Raw genomic sequence first — 17,882 nt, 5'->3', positions numbered from 1 at the left:
GCCGGCGCCATGCGCGCCGCCCGGCACCCCATCACCTTTCCGGAACCCCCCATGCGATTCAGTATATTGCTGTGCAGCCTCGCGCTGCCGTTGACGGCGCACGCGCGTGCCGATGATGGCGTTGCCCTTCCCGTCGTGCCGTCCGTCAGCGTCAAGGCCGACGCGGCGGGCCAGCGCCGCGACGACACGGTGGCGCGCATCGTCGTCGGCCACGATGAATTGATACGCCAGGGCGAGCGCAGCCTGGCCGATGCGTTGAAGCGCCTGCCCGGCCTGTCCATCGGCGGCGCGCCCGGCGGCGCCGCAGGCGCCACTGGCGGCCAAGTCCAGATGCGCGGGCTGGGCCAGGGCTATACCTTGATCATGCTCAACGGCGTGCCCGTGCCGGCCGGCTTTTCGCTCGATGCGCTGGACCCGGAGCTGGTCGAGCGCGTGGAAATCATGCGCGCCGCCACGGCCGAGTTTTCCACGCAGGCGATCGCCGGGGCCATCAACATCGTGCTGAAGAAGGCGGCCGCGCGGCGCGAACGCACGTTCAAGCTGGGCGCATCGGCCAGCCACGGCATGCCGGCCGGCAGCGCCACCATGCAGCTGGCGGACAAGGCGGAGGAGCTGTCGTACGTGCTGGCCGGCACCGTCAGCCACACGGGACGCCGTGCGGCCATCGATGAGTGGAGCGGCGAGTTTGACGCCGATGGCGCGCCCGGCGTGCTGCGCCGCACGCCGCAGCGGGAGCGCGTCAGCGTCGACAGCATCGAACTGGCGCCGCGCCTGCAGTGGGCGCTGGAAGGCGAGGGCAGCCTGGCCTGGCAAAGCCTGTTGAATATCAGGCGCCTGTCCAGCCGTCGCCATGCGGGCGAGGTGGCGTACCTGGGCGGCCCCAGCGCGTATCCGGACAATGACAACGATTTCGCACAGGACAGCGGCACCGCGCGCAGCGACGTGCAATGGCTGCGCAAGCTCGCGCGCGGCGCCAGCCTCGACGTCAAGCTGGGCGCCAGCTACCACCACCGCGCCAACGATTTCGTCTTCCTGGGGCGCGGCCTTGACGGCGCGCTGCGTTCGACGCACCTGGTCGATTCGGGCGTCGATGAGGTGGGCCTGCAGGCGAGCGGCAGCTATCGCCGGCCGCTGGGTGCGCAACACACGCTGGCGGCGGGCTGGGATACGGGCTGGCGCCGGCGCCAGGATTTTCGCCGCGAGCAGCAGTTCGCGCCCGGCGCGCCGCCCGAGTTCTCGGACGAGGATTACACATCCAGCGTGCGTCGCCTGGCCCTGTTCGCGCAGGACGAGTGGGAACTCTCGCCGCGCTGGTCGCTGTATCTGGGCTTGCGCTGGGAAGCCTTGCGCACGGCCAGCGCCACGGGCGGCGGCGCGTCCGTCGACGTGGGCTCGCAAGTGTGGAGCCCCTTGCTGCAAAGCCTGTGGAAGCTGCGCGGCCAGGACCAGCTGCGCCTGGCCGTCACGCGCACCTACAAGGCGCCCGAGATTTTCGAGCTGATGCCGCGCCGCTACACGGTCGACAGTGGCAACAGCGCCACCAATCCCGACAACCAGGGCAATCCGGCCCTGCGCCCCGAGCTGGCATGGGGGCTCGACGCCGCCTACGAATACTACCTGGGCGAGGGCGCCATGCTGGGCGCCAGCGCCAGCGTGCGGCGCATCGATGGCGTGATGCTGGACCGCCTGTACCGGAACGACGGGCGCTGGGTGGCCACGCCCGTCAACCATGGCAGGGCGCTGGTGCGCGGCATCGAACTCGAAGCGAAGCTGCCCCTGGCGGCGCTGCTTGCCGGCGCGCCCGCGCTCGACCTGCGGGCTGATGTGGCGCGCAACTGGTCGCGGGTGGACGCCATCGCCGGCCCGGACAACCGTCTCGACAGCCAGCTGCCGTGGAGCGCCAATTTCGGTGCGGACTACCGCCTGGCCGGCATGCCGCTGACCGTGGGCGGCAACCTGCATTACCAGGCAGGCGGGCGCTCGCGCACGTCCAGCGCGCTGCTGGCCTGCCAGGGCGCCAAGCGCGAACTCGATGCGTACGCGCTGTGGCGGTTCAGCGACAGGCTGCGCTTGCGCCTGTCGGGCGCCAATTTGCTGGGGCAGCGCTACCGCACGCGCAGCTGGTATGCCGATGGCGCGGGCAGCATGCTGCGCACGGTCGACACGGGCAGCTACCGCACCCTGCGCGTGATGCTGGAAGGGGCGTTGTAGGCCTAGTCGTCCACCTCTTCGACGGCATATGCCACGTCCTGCGCATCGAGGTAGCCGCGCAGGGCGGGCAGGCCATGCCACGCGTCCGCCGCGCCGTACTGGCAGACAGACAGGCCGCCGGCGTCCAGCGCGACATCGACGTTCGGCATGGCGCCCGTATTGCCAGCCATGCGCAGTTCCCACGCCGGGCCGCCATCGTGCCTGCGCCGCGCCTGCGGCAGCGTGTCGAGCAGCTGCGCGATGTGCTGGCGCTGGCCCGGTGTCAGGCGGGCCGCGATCCTGAATTCAAATCCCATGTTCTTCCCTTTGTATTGCGGCTATTTTATATCATCGAAAAAATCGAACATAGCTTGGTATTCTTTCCGTTTTTGTTTTCAAAGTATCTCGTCCATACTGCATAGCACTGGCCCGGCACACACAGCCTCACGCAAGGGCAGGAGCAGGATCGCCGTACAACGACAACTCTTTTTTCATGTTCAATTATTTTCACTGAGGAAAACATCATGCCTATCGCTACCGCCCAAGCCGCACAAAAACTGCTGACCGCCGACGACCACACCCTGATCATGATCGACCACCAGTCGCAGATGGCGTTTGCCACGCGCTCGATCGACCTGGCCCTGCTGCGCAACAATGCGGCGCTGGTGGCCAAGGCGGCGGACGAATTCAAGGTGCCGACGATCCTGACGACGGTGGCGGCCAAATCGTTCTCCGGCCCCATCTTCGATGAAATCCAGTCCGTCTTCCCCGCGCAGGCACCGATCGACCGCACCACCATGAACACCTGGGAAGATGCGCGCATCGCCGACAAGGTGAACGGCTATGGCAAGGGCAAGATCGTGCTGGCCGGCCTGTGGACTTCCGTCTGCATCGTCGGCCCCGCGCTGTCGGCGCTGGAGCAGGGCTTCGAAGTCTACGTGATCGCCGACGCCAGCGGCGACGTCTCGGACGAAGCGCATGCGATGGCCATGCAGCGCATGATACAGGCGGGCGCGCAGCCGATGACGTCCGTGCAATACTTGCTGGAACTGCAGCGCGACTGGGCCCGTGGCGAGACCTACAACGAGACGGTGGCGACGGCCGTGGCGCACGGCGGCGGCTATGGCCTGGGCCTGATCTACGCCAAATCCATGTTCAACGCCAGCGAAGGCCATTGATCTTTCATTGATATCGAACGGCCTGCCGCCCATGGGCGGGGCCGTGTCTTTCACCTGATTCGGGAGTTCCCATGCACGCAAACACGATTTTACTCAATGGCCGCTTCCACACGGTCGACAGGACGCAGCCGCTGGCGTCCGCCGTCGCCATCGCCGATGGCAAATTCCTCGCCGTCGGCGATGCAGAGGAGGTGATGCGCCATCGCGGTCCCGCCACGCAGGTGATCGACCTCGATGGCCGCACGGTGATTCCCGGCCTGAACGACTCGCACCTGCACCTGATACGCGGCGGCTTGAACTACAACCTGGAGCTGCGCTGGGAAGGCGTGCCCTCGCTGGCCGACGCCTTGCGCATGCTCAAGGAGCAGGCGCTGCGCACGCCGAACCCGCAATGGGTGCGCGTGGTGGGCGGCTGGACGGAATTCCAGTTCGCGGAAAAGCGCATGCCGACGCTCGATGAAATCAACGCGGCCGCGCCGGACACGCCCGTCTTCATCCTGCACCTGTACGACCGCGCCCTGCTGAACCGCGCCGCCCTGCGCGCCGTCGGCTACGACAAAAATACGCCGAATCCGCCGGGCGGCGAAATCGTGCGCGATGCGGCCGGCAATCCCACCGGCCTGCTGATCGCCCGCCCGAACGCCATGATCCTGTATGCGACCCTGGCGAAAGGCCCGAAGCTGCCGCTCGAATTGCAAGTCAATTCCACGCGCCAGTTCATGCGCGAATTGAACCGCTTGGGGCTGACCAGCGCCATCGACGCGGGCGGCGGCTTCCAGAATTATCCCGAGGACTACGCCGTCGTCGACGAACTGGCGCAGAAAGAGCAGCTGACCATCCGCATCGCCTACAACCTGTTCACGCAGAACAAGGGCGCCGAACTGCAGGACTTCCAGAAGTGGACGGGCATGATCAAGCCCGGCGACGGCACGGATTTTTACCGCCACAACGGCGCCGGCGAAATGCTGGTCTTTTCCGCCGCCGATTTCGAGGATTTCCTCGAGCCGCGCCCCGAGCTGGCGGCCGGCATGGAAGACGAGCTGGAAAAGGTCGTGCGCCATCTGGTCGAGCAGCGCTGGCCGTTCCGCCTGCACGCCACCTACGACGAATCGATCAGCCGCATGCTCGACGTCTTTGAAAAGGTCAACCGCGATACGCCGTTCGGCGGCCTGCACTGGCTGTTCGACCATGCGGAAACCATCAGCCCGAAGAATATCGACCGCGTCAAGGCGCTGGGCGGCGGCCTCGCCATCCAGCACCGCATGGCTTTCCAGGGCGAGTATTTCGTCGAGCGCTATGGCGCCGACGCGGCGAAGGCGACGCCGCCCGTGCAGCGCATGCTCGATGCCGGCGTGCCCGTCGGCGGCGGCACGGACGCCACGCGGGTCGCCAGCTACAACCCGTGGACGGCGCTGTACTGGCTGGTGTCCGGGCGCACCGTGGGCGGCCTGGCCCTGACGGATGCGGCGGGGAGATTATCGCGCGACACGGCGCTGGAGCTGTGGACGGCGGGCAGCGCCTGGTTCTCTAGCGAGCAAGGCAAGAAGGGGCGCATCCGTGTCGGCATGCTGGCCGACCTGTCCGTGCTGTCGGCCGATTACTTCGCCGTGCCGGAAGAAGCGATCAAGTCCATCGAGTCCGTGCTGACCATGGTGGGCGGCAAGGTCGTCTACGGCCAGGCGGAATTCACGTCCCTGGCGCCGCCGGCGATTCCCGTGCTGCCCGAGTGGTCGCCCGTGCGCACGGTGCCGGGCCATTACCGGCCCGCGGCCAGGCCGGCGCAGGCCGCCATGCCGCACCAGTGCGCGGGCGCCTGCGGCGTGCATGCGCATGCCCACGACCGGGCGCGCAAGTCGGCCGTGCCGATTTCCGACTTTTCCGGCTTCTGGGGCACGCTCGGCTGCAGCTGCTTCGCCTTCTAGGAGAGTGACATGCGCTACCGGAAAGTGATGCTGGGCCTGCTGCTGGCCTTTGTCGTGGGTTTCGTCTGCCAGCTGGCGCATATCCCCGTGCCGGCGCCGCCAGTGCTGGGCGCCGCGCTGCTGGTGTTCCTGACCAGCTGCGGCTACTGGCTGACGGGTTTGTACCTGCAGCGCCGCGCAGAAGAAGCGCAGCGAGAGCAGCGGGGTGCGCCATGAACGTCATGCTGGCCGGATCGGTACTGGGCTTGCTGGTGGGCGCCGTGTGCCGCTGGTTCGACCTGCCGTCGCCCACGCCGCCCACGCCGACGGGCGCGGCGATGGTGGTGGCCATGACCCTGGGCTTTGTCGTGGCGGGGCAAATCAGCCTGTGAATGCAAAAAAACCGGCCAAGGCCGGTTTTTTTCTGACTGCCTGCACAGGCGTTACAGCACAGCTGCAAAACTGTCGCGAGCGGCGATGAATTGTGGCCGGGCAGCGCAACTGTACTTCAGTACAGTGGGCATCGCCGGCCGCAAGGCGCGCCGCGCAGCAGGTTTTGTCGGGTGTTATCAGGCGAAAGGCGTATCAGGCGAAAGGCGTGAGCAGCGTAATCATCTGGCCAAAGATCTTCGGGCTGGCGGCGATGACGTCGCCCTTGTACAGATATTCCGATTCGCCGTTGAATTCACCGACGATGCCGCCCGATTCCGTGATCATCAGGGCGCCAGCGGCGATATCCCAGGGCTTCAAGCCTTTTTCGTAGAAACCGTCCAGGCGGCCGCAGGCGACGTAGGCCAGGTCCAGCGCGGCCGAGCCGGCGCGGCGCACGCCCTGGCTGCGTTCGCCCATGATCTGGTACATCTTCAGGTATTCGTCGAGCGCGCGGGCGCTGCCGGCCACGTAGCCGGTGCCCAGCAGGGCGTTCGAGATGCGGTCGAGCTTGGTGACGCGGATGCGTTTTTCGTTCAGGTAGGCGCCGGCGCCCTTGGTGGCCGTGAACAGGTCGTTGCGTACCGGGTCGTAGATGACGGCTTGCGTGACGACGCCGCGATGCGCGAGCGCGATCGAGACGCAGTATTGCGGGAAGCCGTGGATAAAGTTGGTGGTGCCGTCCAGCGGATCGATGATCCACTGATATTCATTCTCGTCGTGCGTGTTGGCGGAAGCGCCCGATTCCTCGCCCAGGATCGCGTGATCCGGGTAGGCTTTGGACAGCACCTCGATGATGGCTTGTTCGGCCGCCTGGTCGACGTCGGTGACGAAATCGTTATGTTGTTTTTCCGTGACGACGACGCGGTCGAGGTCAAAAGAGGCGCGATTGATGACGGCGGCGCCGCGGCGGGCGGCTTTGATCGCCGTATTGAGCATTGGGTGCATGTGAGCTTCCGTTAAAAGCACGCGACCGCCCAGCGTCGCCTTTCGGCGCCGGTACGATGGAGTGCAAGAATGAATTAAAGAGCGGAGCGGTGCCGAAGTGGTTAAAATCCCGGCCTGGAGTCAGCGTTTTGTGACTCCGTTTTCCGAAATTTCCTGTATCGATACCGCGCAATAGCGCTATTTTAAATGAATCTGCCCGAAATCAACACGTCTCTTTTCAAACGCCTGCGATTTATTCTTGTCGAAACTAGTCGTCCTGGCAACATTGGCGGCGTCGCGCGCGCCATGAAAACGATGGGTTTTTCCGATCTGGTGCTGGTCAACCCGCGCTTTCCCGATGCCTTGACGGATGCGGAAGCGGTGGCTTTCGCCAGCGGCGCGCAGGACATCCTGGCCGGCGCGCGCATCGTCGGCTCCATCGCCGAGGCGCTCGAAGGCTGCAATTACGCGGCGGCCGTCTCGGCCCGCCTGCGCGAATTCTCGCCGCCCGTCACGGCGCCGCGCGCCATCGCGGCCCAGCTGGCGGCCGGCACGGACCTGCACGCGGCCGTCATCTTCGGCAACGAGCGCTTCGGCTTGCCCAACGAGATCGTCGAGCAGTGCAACGTGCTGATCAACATTCCCGCCAATCCCGAGTATTCCTCGCTGAACCTGTCGCAGGCGGCGCAGGTCGTCGCCTATGAGTGCCGCGTGGCGGCGCTCGATGCATCGGGCGAGGCGCCAGCGGCCAGCGCGGTCGGTTTCCATGGCGACGCGGCCAGCCTGGCCCAGGTCGACGGCATGTACGCGCATTTGCAGGAGGCGCTGGTCGCCATCGATTTCCTCGACGCCGAGAATCCGAAAAAGCTCATGCCAAGGTTGAAACGCCTGTTTTCGCGCACGGGGCTGGAGACGGAAGAAGTCAATATCCTGCGCGGCATCGCGCGGCATATCCTGGCGATGGCGAAAAAAGGCCCATGATAGAAACCCGGCTGCTGCGCCAGTTCATCGCCGTCGCCGAGGAACTGAATTTCCGCCGCGCGGCCGAACGGCTGCACATGGCGCAGCCGCCCCTGTCGCAGGCCATCCTGCGCCTGGAAGAGGCGCTCGGCTATCCCGTGTTCGAGCGCACGAACCGCAAGGTCAGTTTGACGCCGGCCGGCACGGCCTTCCTGGCCACGGCGCGCCAGGTGCTGCTGACACTGGAAGAGGGCGTGGCCGCCACGCGCCGCGTGGCGCAGGGCATCGAGGGGCACTTGCGCCTGAGTTTTATCCACATCACGCCGTACGCCCGCGTGCTCGAGGCCTTGCGCGCCTTCCGCGCCGCCTCGCCGGCCGTGCAATTCACCTTGCGCGAAGCGTCGACGCAGCAGCAGGTCGAGTGGCTGGAGCGGGGCGACGTGGATATCGCCCTGCTGCGCGCGCCCGGCCGCAGCACGCCGGGCTTGCGTTTCGAGCGCCTGTCCGGCGAAGAGATCGTGATTGCGCTGCCATCTGCGCACCGCTGCGCGGGGCAGGCGCGCGTGGATCTGGCCGACCTGGCCGGCGACGATTTCGTCGCCTCGCCGCGCGAGCTGGGCCAGGGTTTCCACGACCAGCTGGCCAGCCTGTGCCTGCATGCGGGTTTCGTGCCCCGCGTGGTGCAGCAGGCGCGCCGCCTGCAAACGGTGCTGGGATTGGTGGCGGCCGGCTTCGGCGTGGCCCTGCTGCCGGCCAGCCTGGCCGCGTGCGCGCCAGCCGGCGTGAACATGCTGCCGCTGGAGAGCGACGCGCCCGAGGCGCTGCGCCAGCTCGACCTGTACATGGCGTGGGACCCGCAGCGCATTTCTCCCGTGCGCGAACGGCTGCTGGCGCAGCTGCGGCGGTCCGTTACCCAGTGAGACGCATGAAGTCTCATTTCAAGATAAATAAGATATTTTACAGATGATGGCCCAGGGGTCAGCATGGCGCTTTGTCTGTACTGGAACCGCCATGTCCCTTGCTTCCCCCCCTGTTCCTGCGCCTGCCGCCGCGCGCGCCGCGGCGGCGCTGCCGCCCGCTATTTACCTGCTGTCCCTGTGCAGCTTTGCCTTTGGCCTGTCCGAATTCATCGCCGCCGGCCTGCTGTCGGGCATGGCGCGCGACCTGCACGCCAGCGTGGCGGCGGCCGGCGGCGCGATCGCCGCGTATGCGCTGGGGGCGGCCATCGGCGCGCCCATCCTGACGGCCTTGCTGGCGCGCCGGCCCACCCGCCAGGTGCTGGCGGCCACGATGATCGTGCTGGCGCTGGGCAGCGTGGCCATGGCGATGGCGCCGGGCCTGGGCGTGCTGCTGGGCGTGCGCTTTGCCGTCGGCCTCGCGCACGGGGTGTTCATGGCCGTCGCGTCGCACGCGGCCACCAGCCTGGTCGATCCGGGCCGCGCCGGAAGGGCGCTATCCATCGTCTGGCTGGGCCTGACCCTGGCGCTGGCCGGCGGCGTGCCGCTGGGAACCTGGCTGGGCGCCGTGTCGTCGTGGCGTTCGGTGTTTGCCGCCATCGGCGCGCTGGCCCTGTGCGGCGGCGCCGGTCTGCTGTGGGCCATGCCGCGCGCGCGCCAGCAGGCGCCGGCCGTGTCGGCCCTGGCCAGTCTGCGCGCCATCCTGCGCCCGCCGCTGCTGCTGGCGGCCGGCGTGGCGGCGCTGGTCAGCGTGGCCACCTTCAGCTTTTTCACGTATGTCTCGCCATTTCTGCTGCAGCTGGGCGGGCTCGGTGCGGGCTGGCTGGGCGCCGCCATGCTGTGCTTTGGCGTGTGCGCCATCGGCGGCAACCTGCTGGGCGGCTGGTGCGCGGATCGCGCCGACGCGCAGCGTTCCGCCGTGCTGGCCCTGGCCGCGCTGGCGCTCAATTTATCGCTCTTCTATCTGCTGCGCGGCCAGCCCGTCGCCTTGCTGGTCCTGTGCGGCAGCCTGGGCATGCTGTTCTTCGCCCTCGTGACCCTGTCCACCATGCGCCTGCTGCGCCTGGCGCAGCAGCATTGCCCGGGCAGCGACGCCGTGGCGGCCGGCTTGAACATCGCCGCCTTCAACCTGGGCACGGCCGCCGGCGGGGCGCTGGGCGGCATGCTGATCGTCGCCTTCGGCCTGGCCAGCATCGCCCTGGGCGGCGCGCTGGCGGCGCTGCTGGCCATGCTGGTGCTGTGGCTGCAGTGCCGGAAACTAGACGCGCCGCTCTAGTTTTTGCGCGCGGAAGCCTGCGTTCTTTGGCGTACACTGGCTTGCAAAAGGCAGGATAAAACAAGGGGAGACATGGGCATGCGACGCAGATCGTTTCTGAAGCTGGGCCTCATCGGCGCCTGTACGCTGGCGGCCGGCGGCGCCGCGTACCGCGCGGTGCGCGGGCCTGCGCCGCCCGGGCGTTTCATGCTCGACGGCGAGGCGCGCGCGGCGCTGGCCGCCATCGTGCCGGCCATGCTGGGCGGCGCGCTGCCGCAGGACGCTGGCGCGCGGGCCGCGGCGCTCGACGGCGCCATCGTCGGCGTGCGCACGGCCATCCTCGGCTTGCCGCTGGCGGCGCAGCAGGAAGTGCAGGACCTGTTCGGCTTGCTGGCGCTGGCGCCGGCGCGGCGCTTCGTCGCCGGCGTGAAAGGCGGCTGGCGCGAAGCCGACCCGGCCCAGGTCAGCGCCTTTTTGCAGTCGTGGCGCACGCACCGCCTGGCCACCCTGCAGACGGCGTACCTGGCCCTGCATGACCTGATCCTCGGCGCCTGGTATGCCGATGCCGCCCACTGGGCCGCCATCGGCTATCCGGGCCCGCTGCCCGAACTGAGCTGACAAGGCCACCATGAGCACATCCCCCATACCCGATCCCGTCGCCGCCGGCATTGCCGCCGGCTGGAAAGTCATCGACGCCAGCACCGTGGCCGCCGACCGCACGCTGGAAGCCGACGTGGTCGTCATCGGCAGCGGCGCCGGCGGCGGCGTGACGGCGGAAATCCTCGCGCTGGCCGGCTTGAGCGTCCTGATCGTGGAGGAGGGCGGCCTGAAATCCTCGCAAGACTTCAAGATGCGCGAGGCCGACGCCTATCCAGCGCTGTACCAGGAATCGGCCGCGCGCAAGACGCGCGACAAGGCGATCAATATCCTGCAGGGGCGCACCGTCGGCGGCTCGACCACCGTCAACTGGACTTCGAGCTTCCGCACGCCGCCCGGCACGCTCGAATACTGGCAGCGCCATTTCGGCCTGGCCGGCTATTCGGTGGACGCGATGGCGCCGTGGTTCGCCATGATGGAGCGGCGCCTGCACGTGAGCGACTGGGCCGCGCCGCCGAATGAAAACAACGATTTATTGCGCCGTGGCGCGACGGCGCTGGGCATCCCCACGGCCGCCATCCGGCGCAATGTGAACGGCTGCTGGAACCTCGGCTACTGCGGCATGGGCTGTCCGACGAACGCCAAGCAGTCGATGCTGGTGACGACGATCCCCGCGGCGCTGGCGCTGGGGGCGTCCCTGCTCGTGCATGCGCGCGCCGAGCGCTTCCTCTTCAAGGGCGAGCGCATCGACAGCCTGCAGGTGACGGCGCTCGACGTTGCCGGGCAGGCGCCGACGGGCGTGCGCATCACGGTGCGCGCCAAACACTTCGTGCTGGCCGGCGGCGCCATCAATTCGCCGGCGCTGCTGCTGCGCTCGCAGGCGCCCGACCCGCACGGTTTGCTGGGCCGGCGCACCTTCCTGCATCCGACGGTGATTTCGGCGGGCCTGTTCGCGCAGCGCGTCGACGCCTATGCGGGTGCGCCGCAGACGATTTATTCCGACCATTTCCTGCATGTGGCGCCCATCGACGGCGCCATCGGCTACAAGCTCGAGGCGCCGCCGCTGCACCCGCTGCTGATGGCCACCACCATGGGCGGCTTCGGCGACGAGCACGCGCGCATCATGCGCGAATTCCCCCATGCGCATGCCTTGCTGGCGCTGCTGCGCGACGGCTTTCACCATGACTCGGCCGGCGGCAGCGTGTCGGTCGACAGCTTCGGCGCGCCCGTGCTCGACTATCCGCTCACGCCCTTCCTCTGGGATGGCGTGCGGCGCGCGCTGCTGTCGATGGCGGAAATCCAGTTCGCTGCCGGCGCGCAGAGCGTGTATCCGGTGCATGAAATGGCCAGCCATTACACCAGCTGGACGCAGGCGAAGCAGGCCATCGGCGATTTGCCGCTCAAGGCCTTGCTGGCGCGCGTCGTGTCGGCCCACGTGATGGGCGGCTGCGCCATGTCCGACGATGCGCGCCTGGGCGTGACGGGCGCCGATGGCCGCTATCACGGCGTGCGCAACCTGTCCGTGCACGACGGCTCGCTGTTTCCCACCTCGATCGGCGCCAATCCGCAGCTGACCATCTATGCGCTGGCGGCGCGCCTGGCCAGCGGCCTGGCGCAGGAACTGACGGGCAAGCCGGCGCCCGTGCCCATGCCCGCATCCGCCGCCGCATGATCGCGCGCATCCTCCGCTGGCTGATGCTGCTGCAAGTGCTGGCCGTGCTGGGGGTGGCCTGCCTAGCCATGCGGGCCTGGGGCGTCGCGTCGCCCGCCGTGGCCGTGCTGCTGGCGCTGGCCCTGCTGCTGGCCGTGCGGGCGCTGATCGTGCTGCGCAATTTCCGGCAAAGCCGGCGCTTCGGCAGTCCCGTGCCGCCGGAGTACCAGCTGGGCGCCCTGGGCGCGGCGCGCCTGTTTTTCGGCGAGCTGCGCGCCACCCTGTGGACGTCGTCCTGGGGCATGCTGCGTCCGCGCCTGGCTGTGCTGGACGCCGCCGCGCCATCCGGGGGCTTGCCCGTGCTGCTGATCCACGGCTATGTGTGCAACCGCGGTTACTGGACGCGGCTGAGCGGCATGCTGGCGCGCGCCGGCATCGCGCACGACGCCGTCGACCTGGAACCGATCGGCGCCGATATCGAGGCCTTCGTGCCCCAGGTGGAGGCGGCCGTCGAGGCGCTGTGCGCGCGCACTGGCAGCGCGCAAGTCGTCGTGGTGGCGCACAGCATGGGCGGCCTGGTGGCGCGCGCCTGGCTGCGCCGTCATGGCGTGGCCCGCGTGGCCCGCGTCATCACCATCGGCACGCCGCACCACGGCACGCGGCTGGCCAACCTGGCGGCGGGCGCCAATGCGCGCCAGATGCGCCGTATCAACGATGAGCCGGACAGCTGGCTGGCGCAGCTGGCCGCCGGCGAGCCGCCCGCGGTGCGCGCGCTGTTCACGTCGATCTACTCGCACCACGACAATATCGTCGCGCCGCAATCGTCCGCGCACCTGCCTGGTGCGCGCAATATCGCCCTGGGCGGCATCGGCCACGTGGCGTTGGCCAGCGACGCGCGCGTGCTGCGCCGGGTGCTGGCTGAAATCACTATCAAGTGCGAAGTCGTCAAGGCCCCTTGTACCCCCCATTTTGGCTGAGCAACGTGGCGTTTTGTCTGCATGGCAAGACTGTCGCTTTTAACTCTGCTGTTGTCTGTATTTAACGATATCGGGGCCAGAAATTACTGTTTTCCACAGACGTACTGTATTAAGCTAACGTCAGGAAGTAGCCGCCGGGAAATTGATTGTCGCGTCTGCCTGCGCCGTCCCGCTGAAATCCACGGACAAGATTTTTACCGGAATCTATGGCAAGATGTTGTAGGATTGTTATGTTACGCGCGCAAGCGGAAAATGGGCGCAAGCAAAAAATGGATCAACGCAGTTTTTATGGGGGGTGCTAATTGTCCGCACGTATCCTGATCATCGAAGATAACGCCACCAACATGGAATTGATGGTGTACCTGCTGCGCGCCTTCGGGTACACGCCGCTGGCCGCCTATGACGGCGAAGAGGGCGTGCGCATGGCGCGCAGCGAGTTGCCGGATTTGATCATCTGCGACGTGCATTTGCCCAAGCTCGACGGCTATGGCGTGGTGGCCGAGCTGAAGAAAGACCCGCTGCTGCGCAAGATTCCGGCCCTGGCCGTGACGGCGCTGGCCATGGTGGGCGACCGCGAGCGCCTGCTCGAAGCCGGTTTCAATGGCTATATCGGCAAACCGATCGAGCCCGACCTGTTCGTTGCGGAACTCGAATCTTTTTTACCCGGGGCGCCGTCGACGCCAGTTAAAAACGACATTGCCACTATCCTGATCGTTGACGATCATGTGCTGAACCGCGAGTTCCTCACCGCATTGCTGGGCTATGGCGGCCACCGCCTGCTGGAAGCGGGGAATGGCACGGAAGGCCTGGAAATCATGCGTACCGAGCGGCCGGACCTGATCATTTCCGACATCCTCATGCCGAACATGGACGGCTACGAATTCGTCACGCGCGTGCATGAAGACCCGGCGCTGGCCGACGTGCCCATCATCTTTTATACGGCCACCTACCGCGAACAGGAAGCGATACTGCTGGCGCAGGCGTGCGGCGTGCGCTGGGTGCTGCCCAAGCCGTCCGATCCCGATGTCATCGTGCGCACCGTGAACGAGGCGCTGGGACTGGTCGCGCCGGCCGCGACCGCGCCGCCCGCCGCCGATGCCGGCCAGCTGGCCCGCGCGCCGGCCGCTGCGGGCAAGCTGGCCGGCATCGACAACCAGGTCAGCGGCTACCTCGACGAGCTGGAATCGAGCAGCCAGCAGATTTCGCAGCTGGCCAGCCAGGGCGAAGGCCAGGCGGCCATGCCGGAAGACCTGGCCATCATGACGGAGCGCCTGTCGCGCTCGCTGGCCAGCCTGCAAGCCGTGAGCCTGCGCCTGACGGCGCTGATCGAGCTGGGTATCGAACTGGGCGCCGAGCGCGATCCGCGCGCGCTGATCGAAGCGGGCTGCAAGGTGGCGCAGAATATCTGCGTCTCGAAATACGCATGCATCGGCGTGCTGGAGCCGGGCGCCGAGAAGCTCAGCTATTTTTCCTCGTGCGGCACGGAGAAAAACCTCGAGCGCATCGCCAGCGCGCCGCGCACGGGCATCCTGAACCGCTTGCTGGAGCAGCGCCAGCCCTACCGGGTGAATGGCTTGAAGGGCGATCCCACGGCGCTGGGCCTGCCCGACACGCACCCGCCCGTGCACTCCTTCCTGGGCGTGGCCATCGCCTCGCGCGAGCGCAGCCACGGCTGGCTGTACCTGGTCGACAAGCTGGGCGCGAATGAATTTTCCGAAGTCGACGAGCGCGTGGCCGCCACGGTGGCGGCGCAGATCGCCGTCGCCTACGACAACCTGCTGCTGTATGACGAAATCAAGCGTCACCATGAACAGCTGACCCTGGACATGGCGGCGCGCATCCGCCTCGATGAAGACCTGCGCCGCTTCCGCCTGGCGATGGATGCCACGGCGGACGCGATTTTCCTCGTCGACCGCGCCGGCATGTGCTTTGTCGACGTCAACCAGACGGCGTGCCGCATGCTCGGCTTCGAGCGCGAGGATTTCCTGCGCGTGGGACCGGGCCGCGCACACGAGGGAGAGGCGCAGCTGGAAGAACTGTACAACAAGCTGCTGGCCGGCGACCAGGGCGGCCCGATGACGGAACTGCAGCTGCAGCGCAAGGATGGCTCGCCGCTGTCGGTGGAAGTGCAGCGGCGCACCCTGCGCTCGGGCCAGAGCTGGATCCTGGTGGCCGTGGCGCGCGACATCACCGAGCGCAAGGACGCCGAACAGCGCCTGATGAAGCTGGCCCATTTCGATACCCTGACGGGCTTGCCGAACCGCAGCCAGTTCTACGCCTCGCTCACGCATTCGCTGGTGCAGGCGGCCGAACACCAGTGGGCCGTGGCCGTGCTGTTCATGGACGTGGACCGCTTCAAGAATGTGAACGACACCCTCGGCCACACCATCGGCGACGACCTGCTGCGCCAGTTTTCCAGCCGCCTGGTCGATTGCCTGCGCGTGCGCGACACCATCGGGCGCTTCGGCGGCGATGAATTCGCCGCCATCCTGGTGCTGCCCGAAGGCGCCCAACACTCCGTGGGCGTGGTCGACAAGATCCGCGAAGCGATGCGCAAGCCCTTCGACTTGCAGGGCCACGAGGTGACGGTCACGGTCAGCATCGGCATTTCCGTGTATCCCGACGATGGCGTCGACGCCGACACCCTGATCCAGTATGCCGACACGGCCATGTACCGCGCCAAGGAAGCGGGGCGCAATGCCTTCCGCTTCTTCACGGCGGAAATGAATGCGCAGTCGATGGCCCGCCTGGACATGGAAAACGCCCTGCGGCGCGCCATCGACAACGAGGAATTCGTGCTCTTCTTCCAGCCCAAGGTGCATATCATCTCGGGCCGCATCAGCGGCGCCGAGGCGCTGATACGCTGGCGCCGGCCGGGCCACGGCATGGTCTCGCCGGCCCTGTTCATCCCCCTGCTGGAAGAGACGGGCCTCATCGTGCGGGTCGGCAACTGGGTGCTCGACGAGGCATGCAAGAAGATCAGCGAGTGGGGCGCCAGCAGCATCGGCCCCGTGCACCTGTCGGTGAACGTGTCGGGCATCCAGTTCTTCGTCGGCGGGCTGGAGGAAGAGGTGCTCAAGGCGATCCGCAAGCACGACATCGCGCCCGACCTGCTGGAACTGGAGCTGACGGAAAGCTCGCTGATGTCGAATGCCGAGGAAACCATCGCCGTGCTGCGCAACCTGAAGGCGCTGGGCATCCAGATTTCCATCGACGATTTCGGCACCGGCTATTCCAGCCTGGCCTACCTGAAGCGTTTCCCCATCGACAAGCTGAAGATCGACATCGCCTTCGTGCGCGAAGTGACGAGCAACCCGGACGACGCGGCCATCGTGCTGGCCATCATCAGCATGGCGCACAGCATGAAGCTGCAGGTGATCGCCGAAGGCGTGGAAAGCGATGCGCAGCTGGCCTACCTGCGCCGCCACGGCTGCGACGAGATGCAGGGCTATTATTTCAGCCGCCCCGTGCCGCAGGAAGAATTCGAACAGATGCTGATGGGCGGCAAGCTGTTGCAGGCGCCGCAGGACGCCGGCAGCGAAGAGCAGCAAACCCTGCTGATCGTCGACGACGATGTCTTCATGCTCGATGTGCTCAGCGACTTCCTGGCGCAGGACGGCTACCGCATCCTGACGGCGCAGACGGCGGCCGAGGGCTTCGACATCCTGGCGCGCCACAAGGTGCAGGTGATCCTGTGCGACCAGTGCATGCCGCTCATGAGCGGCACCGAATTCATGGAGCGCGTCAAGCACCTGTGCCCCGACACCTTCCGCATCATGCTGTCGGCGTTTGCCGACCTCACTCCCATCATGGCGGCCATCAACCGCGGCGCCGTCGACCGCTTCTACACCAAGCCGTGGAAGGGCGCCGTCCTGCGCGAGAATATCCGCGAAGGCTTCCGCCTGCATGGCTTGCTGCACGGCTCCGTGAAAGCGGCCGCCTGAGGCAGGGCACCGGCGTGCGCTGGCGCACGTTTAGAAGTGCATCTCTATCGAATTAGACTCCCGTCTCTAGTTTTGCTCACTAGAATAAAAAGCATCGATGAAGTGGCATGGTCTTTTATGACGGGAGCTGACGATGGTGAAGAAATTGAAGGAGCTGGCGGAAGACAAGGAGCTGGCAAGCGCCGTGCGCTCGTCCGCGCAGCAGATCTGGCAAGCCGGCCTCGGCGCCTTCGCCAAGGCGCAGGAAGAGGGCGGCCGCGTCTTTTCCAAGCTGGTCCAGGAAGGCACGCAATTCCAGAAACGGGCCGAAGACAAGGTTTCCGGCGTCAGCGACAGCGTGAGCAAGCTGGCCGATGGCGTGGGCAAGCAGGCCAGCGGTTCCTGGGACAAGCTCGAGCAGGTGTTCGAGGAGCGCGTCGCGCGCGCCCTGGCCACCATCGGCGTGCCCATGCAGCATGACATCGCCGCGCTGCATGCGAAGATCGATGCCCTGAGCCAGCAGGTGCTGGCGCTGTCCGGCAAGGCGCCACCAGCGGCGAAGGCGGCGGCCAGGTCCGCGGCCAAGGCCGCGCCGAAGGCGAAGGCCGTGGCGAAGCCGGCCGTGAAAGTGGTATCCAGGCCGGCCGCCAAGCCGGTCGCCAAACCGGTCGTGAAGGCGGCGCCCAAGGCCGTGGCGCCGGCGGCCGCCGTCAAGGCGCCGGCGAAACCGGCGGCCAGGGCGGCAGCGAAACCCGCCGCCAAGCCTGTGGTCAAGGCCGCAGCGGGCGCCGCTGCCAGGCCGGCGGCGAAGAAAAAGGCGCCGCCGGCCTGAGCGTGCGCCGTATCCCGTCCAGCCTGCTCGCGCAGGCTTTTTTTTTGCCGCTCCGTTTACACCGGCGCCGGCGGGCCGAGTGTTTCATTCTGGCTATCTTAGGTGG

The 17,882-nt window shown here is 67.1% G+C and carries 15 protein-coding genes; 13 read left to right on the top strand and 2 right to left on the bottom strand.

Annotation, left to right across the window (positions count from 1 at the left end; genetic code table 11):
* The first annotated feature begins 51 nt into the window (after nt 1-51).
* Nucleotides 52-2,211 carry a TonB-dependent receptor plug domain-containing protein gene (locus YQ44_RS18165; protein WP_071324580.1) on the top strand — a complete coding sequence of 720 codons (2,160 nt, stop codon included), beginning with the start codon at nt 52-54 and terminating at the stop codon, nt 2,209-2,211.
* A gap of 2 nt (nt 2,212-2,213) precedes the next feature.
* Here YQ44_RS18165 and YQ44_RS18160 read toward each other — a convergent pair whose 3' ends face one another.
* Entirely contained in the window at nt 2,214-2,507 is a 294-nt protein-coding gene (locus YQ44_RS18160) for a hypothetical protein (protein WP_071324579.1), read from the bottom strand.
* 207 nt (nt 2,508-2,714) lie between these two features.
* Between YQ44_RS18160 and YQ44_RS18155 the strand changes: the two genes are divergently transcribed.
* From YQ44_RS18155 to YQ44_RS18140, 4 genes are all read left to right on the top strand, one after another.
* Nucleotides 2,715-3,368, top strand: coding sequence for a hydrolase (locus tag YQ44_RS18155; RefSeq protein ID WP_071324578.1), 654 nt, complete (start codon nt 2,715-2,717; stop codon nt 3,366-3,368).
* A 71-nt stretch (nt 3,369-3,439) separates the two neighbouring features.
* Complete coding sequence (locus YQ44_RS18150) at nt 3,440-5,290, top strand: amidohydrolase (RefSeq protein WP_071324577.1); 1,851 nt, start codon at nt 3,440-3,442, stop codon at nt 5,288-5,290.
* 9 nt (nt 5,291-5,299) lie between these two features.
* Entirely contained in the window at nt 5,300-5,506 is a 207-nt protein-coding gene (locus YQ44_RS18145) for a DUF1427 family protein (RefSeq protein WP_071324576.1), read from the top strand.
* Nucleotides 5,503-5,661: a XapX domain-containing protein gene (locus YQ44_RS18140; RefSeq protein WP_071324575.1), complete on the top strand. Its 159-nt coding sequence runs from the start codon at nt 5,503-5,505 to the stop codon at nt 5,659-5,661. The genes YQ44_RS18145 and YQ44_RS18140 overlap by 4 nt, the downstream gene beginning before the upstream one ends.
* 193 nt (nt 5,662-5,854) lie before the next feature.
* Here the strand turns inward: YQ44_RS18140 and YQ44_RS18135 are convergent, their stop codons facing one another.
* Nucleotides 5,855-6,637, bottom strand: a complete 783-nt coding sequence (locus YQ44_RS18135) for an inositol monophosphatase family protein (protein ID WP_071324574.1) — start codon at nt 6,635-6,637, stop codon at nt 5,855-5,857.
* 195 nt (nt 6,638-6,832) lie between these two features.
* Between YQ44_RS18135 and YQ44_RS18130 the strand changes: the two genes are divergently transcribed.
* The 8 genes from YQ44_RS18130 to YQ44_RS18095 all read left to right on the top strand — a co-directional run bounded on the left by YQ44_RS18130 (nt 6,833) and on the right by YQ44_RS18095 (nt 17,776).
* Nucleotides 6,833-7,606 carry an RNA methyltransferase gene (locus YQ44_RS18130; protein ID WP_071324573.1) on the top strand — a complete coding sequence of 258 codons (774 nt, stop codon included), beginning with the start codon at nt 6,833-6,835 and terminating at the stop codon, nt 7,604-7,606.
* Nucleotides 7,603-8,505, top strand: coding sequence for a LysR substrate-binding domain-containing protein (locus tag YQ44_RS18125; protein ID WP_071324572.1), 903 nt, complete (start codon nt 7,603-7,605; stop codon nt 8,503-8,505). The genes YQ44_RS18130 and YQ44_RS18125 overlap by 4 nt, the downstream gene beginning before the upstream one ends.
* A gap of 91 nt (nt 8,506-8,596) precedes the next feature.
* On the top strand, nt 8,597-9,817 hold the full coding sequence (locus tag YQ44_RS18120; RefSeq protein ID WP_071324571.1) for an MFS transporter: 1,221 nt from the start codon (nt 8,597-8,599) through the stop codon (nt 9,815-9,817).
* A 72-nt stretch (nt 9,818-9,889) separates the two neighbouring features.
* Complete coding sequence (locus YQ44_RS18115; protein WP_071324570.1) at nt 9,890-10,414, top strand: hypothetical protein; 525 nt, start codon at nt 9,890-9,892, stop codon at nt 10,412-10,414.
* 10 nt (nt 10,415-10,424) lie between these two features.
* Nucleotides 10,425-12,065, top strand: a complete 1,641-nt coding sequence (locus YQ44_RS18110; RefSeq protein WP_071324569.1) for a GMC family oxidoreductase — start codon at nt 10,425-10,427, stop codon at nt 12,063-12,065.
* Entirely contained in the window at nt 12,062-13,021 is a 960-nt protein-coding gene (locus YQ44_RS18105) for an alpha/beta fold hydrolase (protein WP_071324568.1), read from the top strand. The genes YQ44_RS18110 and YQ44_RS18105 overlap by 4 nt, the downstream gene beginning before the upstream one ends.
* A 302-nt stretch (nt 13,022-13,323) precedes the next feature.
* The gene (locus YQ44_RS18100) at nt 13,324-16,965 is read left to right on the top strand and encodes an EAL domain-containing protein (protein WP_071324567.1); all 3,642 of its coding nucleotides are present in this window, start codon (nt 13,324-13,326) and stop codon (nt 16,963-16,965) included.
* Between the two features lie 133 nt (nt 16,966-17,098).
* Nucleotides 17,099-17,776 carry a phasin family protein gene (locus YQ44_RS18095; protein WP_071324566.1) on the top strand — a complete coding sequence of 226 codons (678 nt, stop codon included), beginning with the start codon at nt 17,099-17,101 and terminating at the stop codon, nt 17,774-17,776.
* Nucleotides 17,777-17,882 lie beyond the last annotated feature (106 nt).

The organism is Janthinobacterium sp. 1_2014MBL_MicDiv (assembly GCF_001865675.1).
Classification (GTDB): domain Bacteria; phylum Pseudomonadota; class Gammaproteobacteria; order Burkholderiales; family Burkholderiaceae_D; genus Janthinobacterium.
This window is presented reverse-complemented; position numbering and strand designations above follow the sequence as displayed.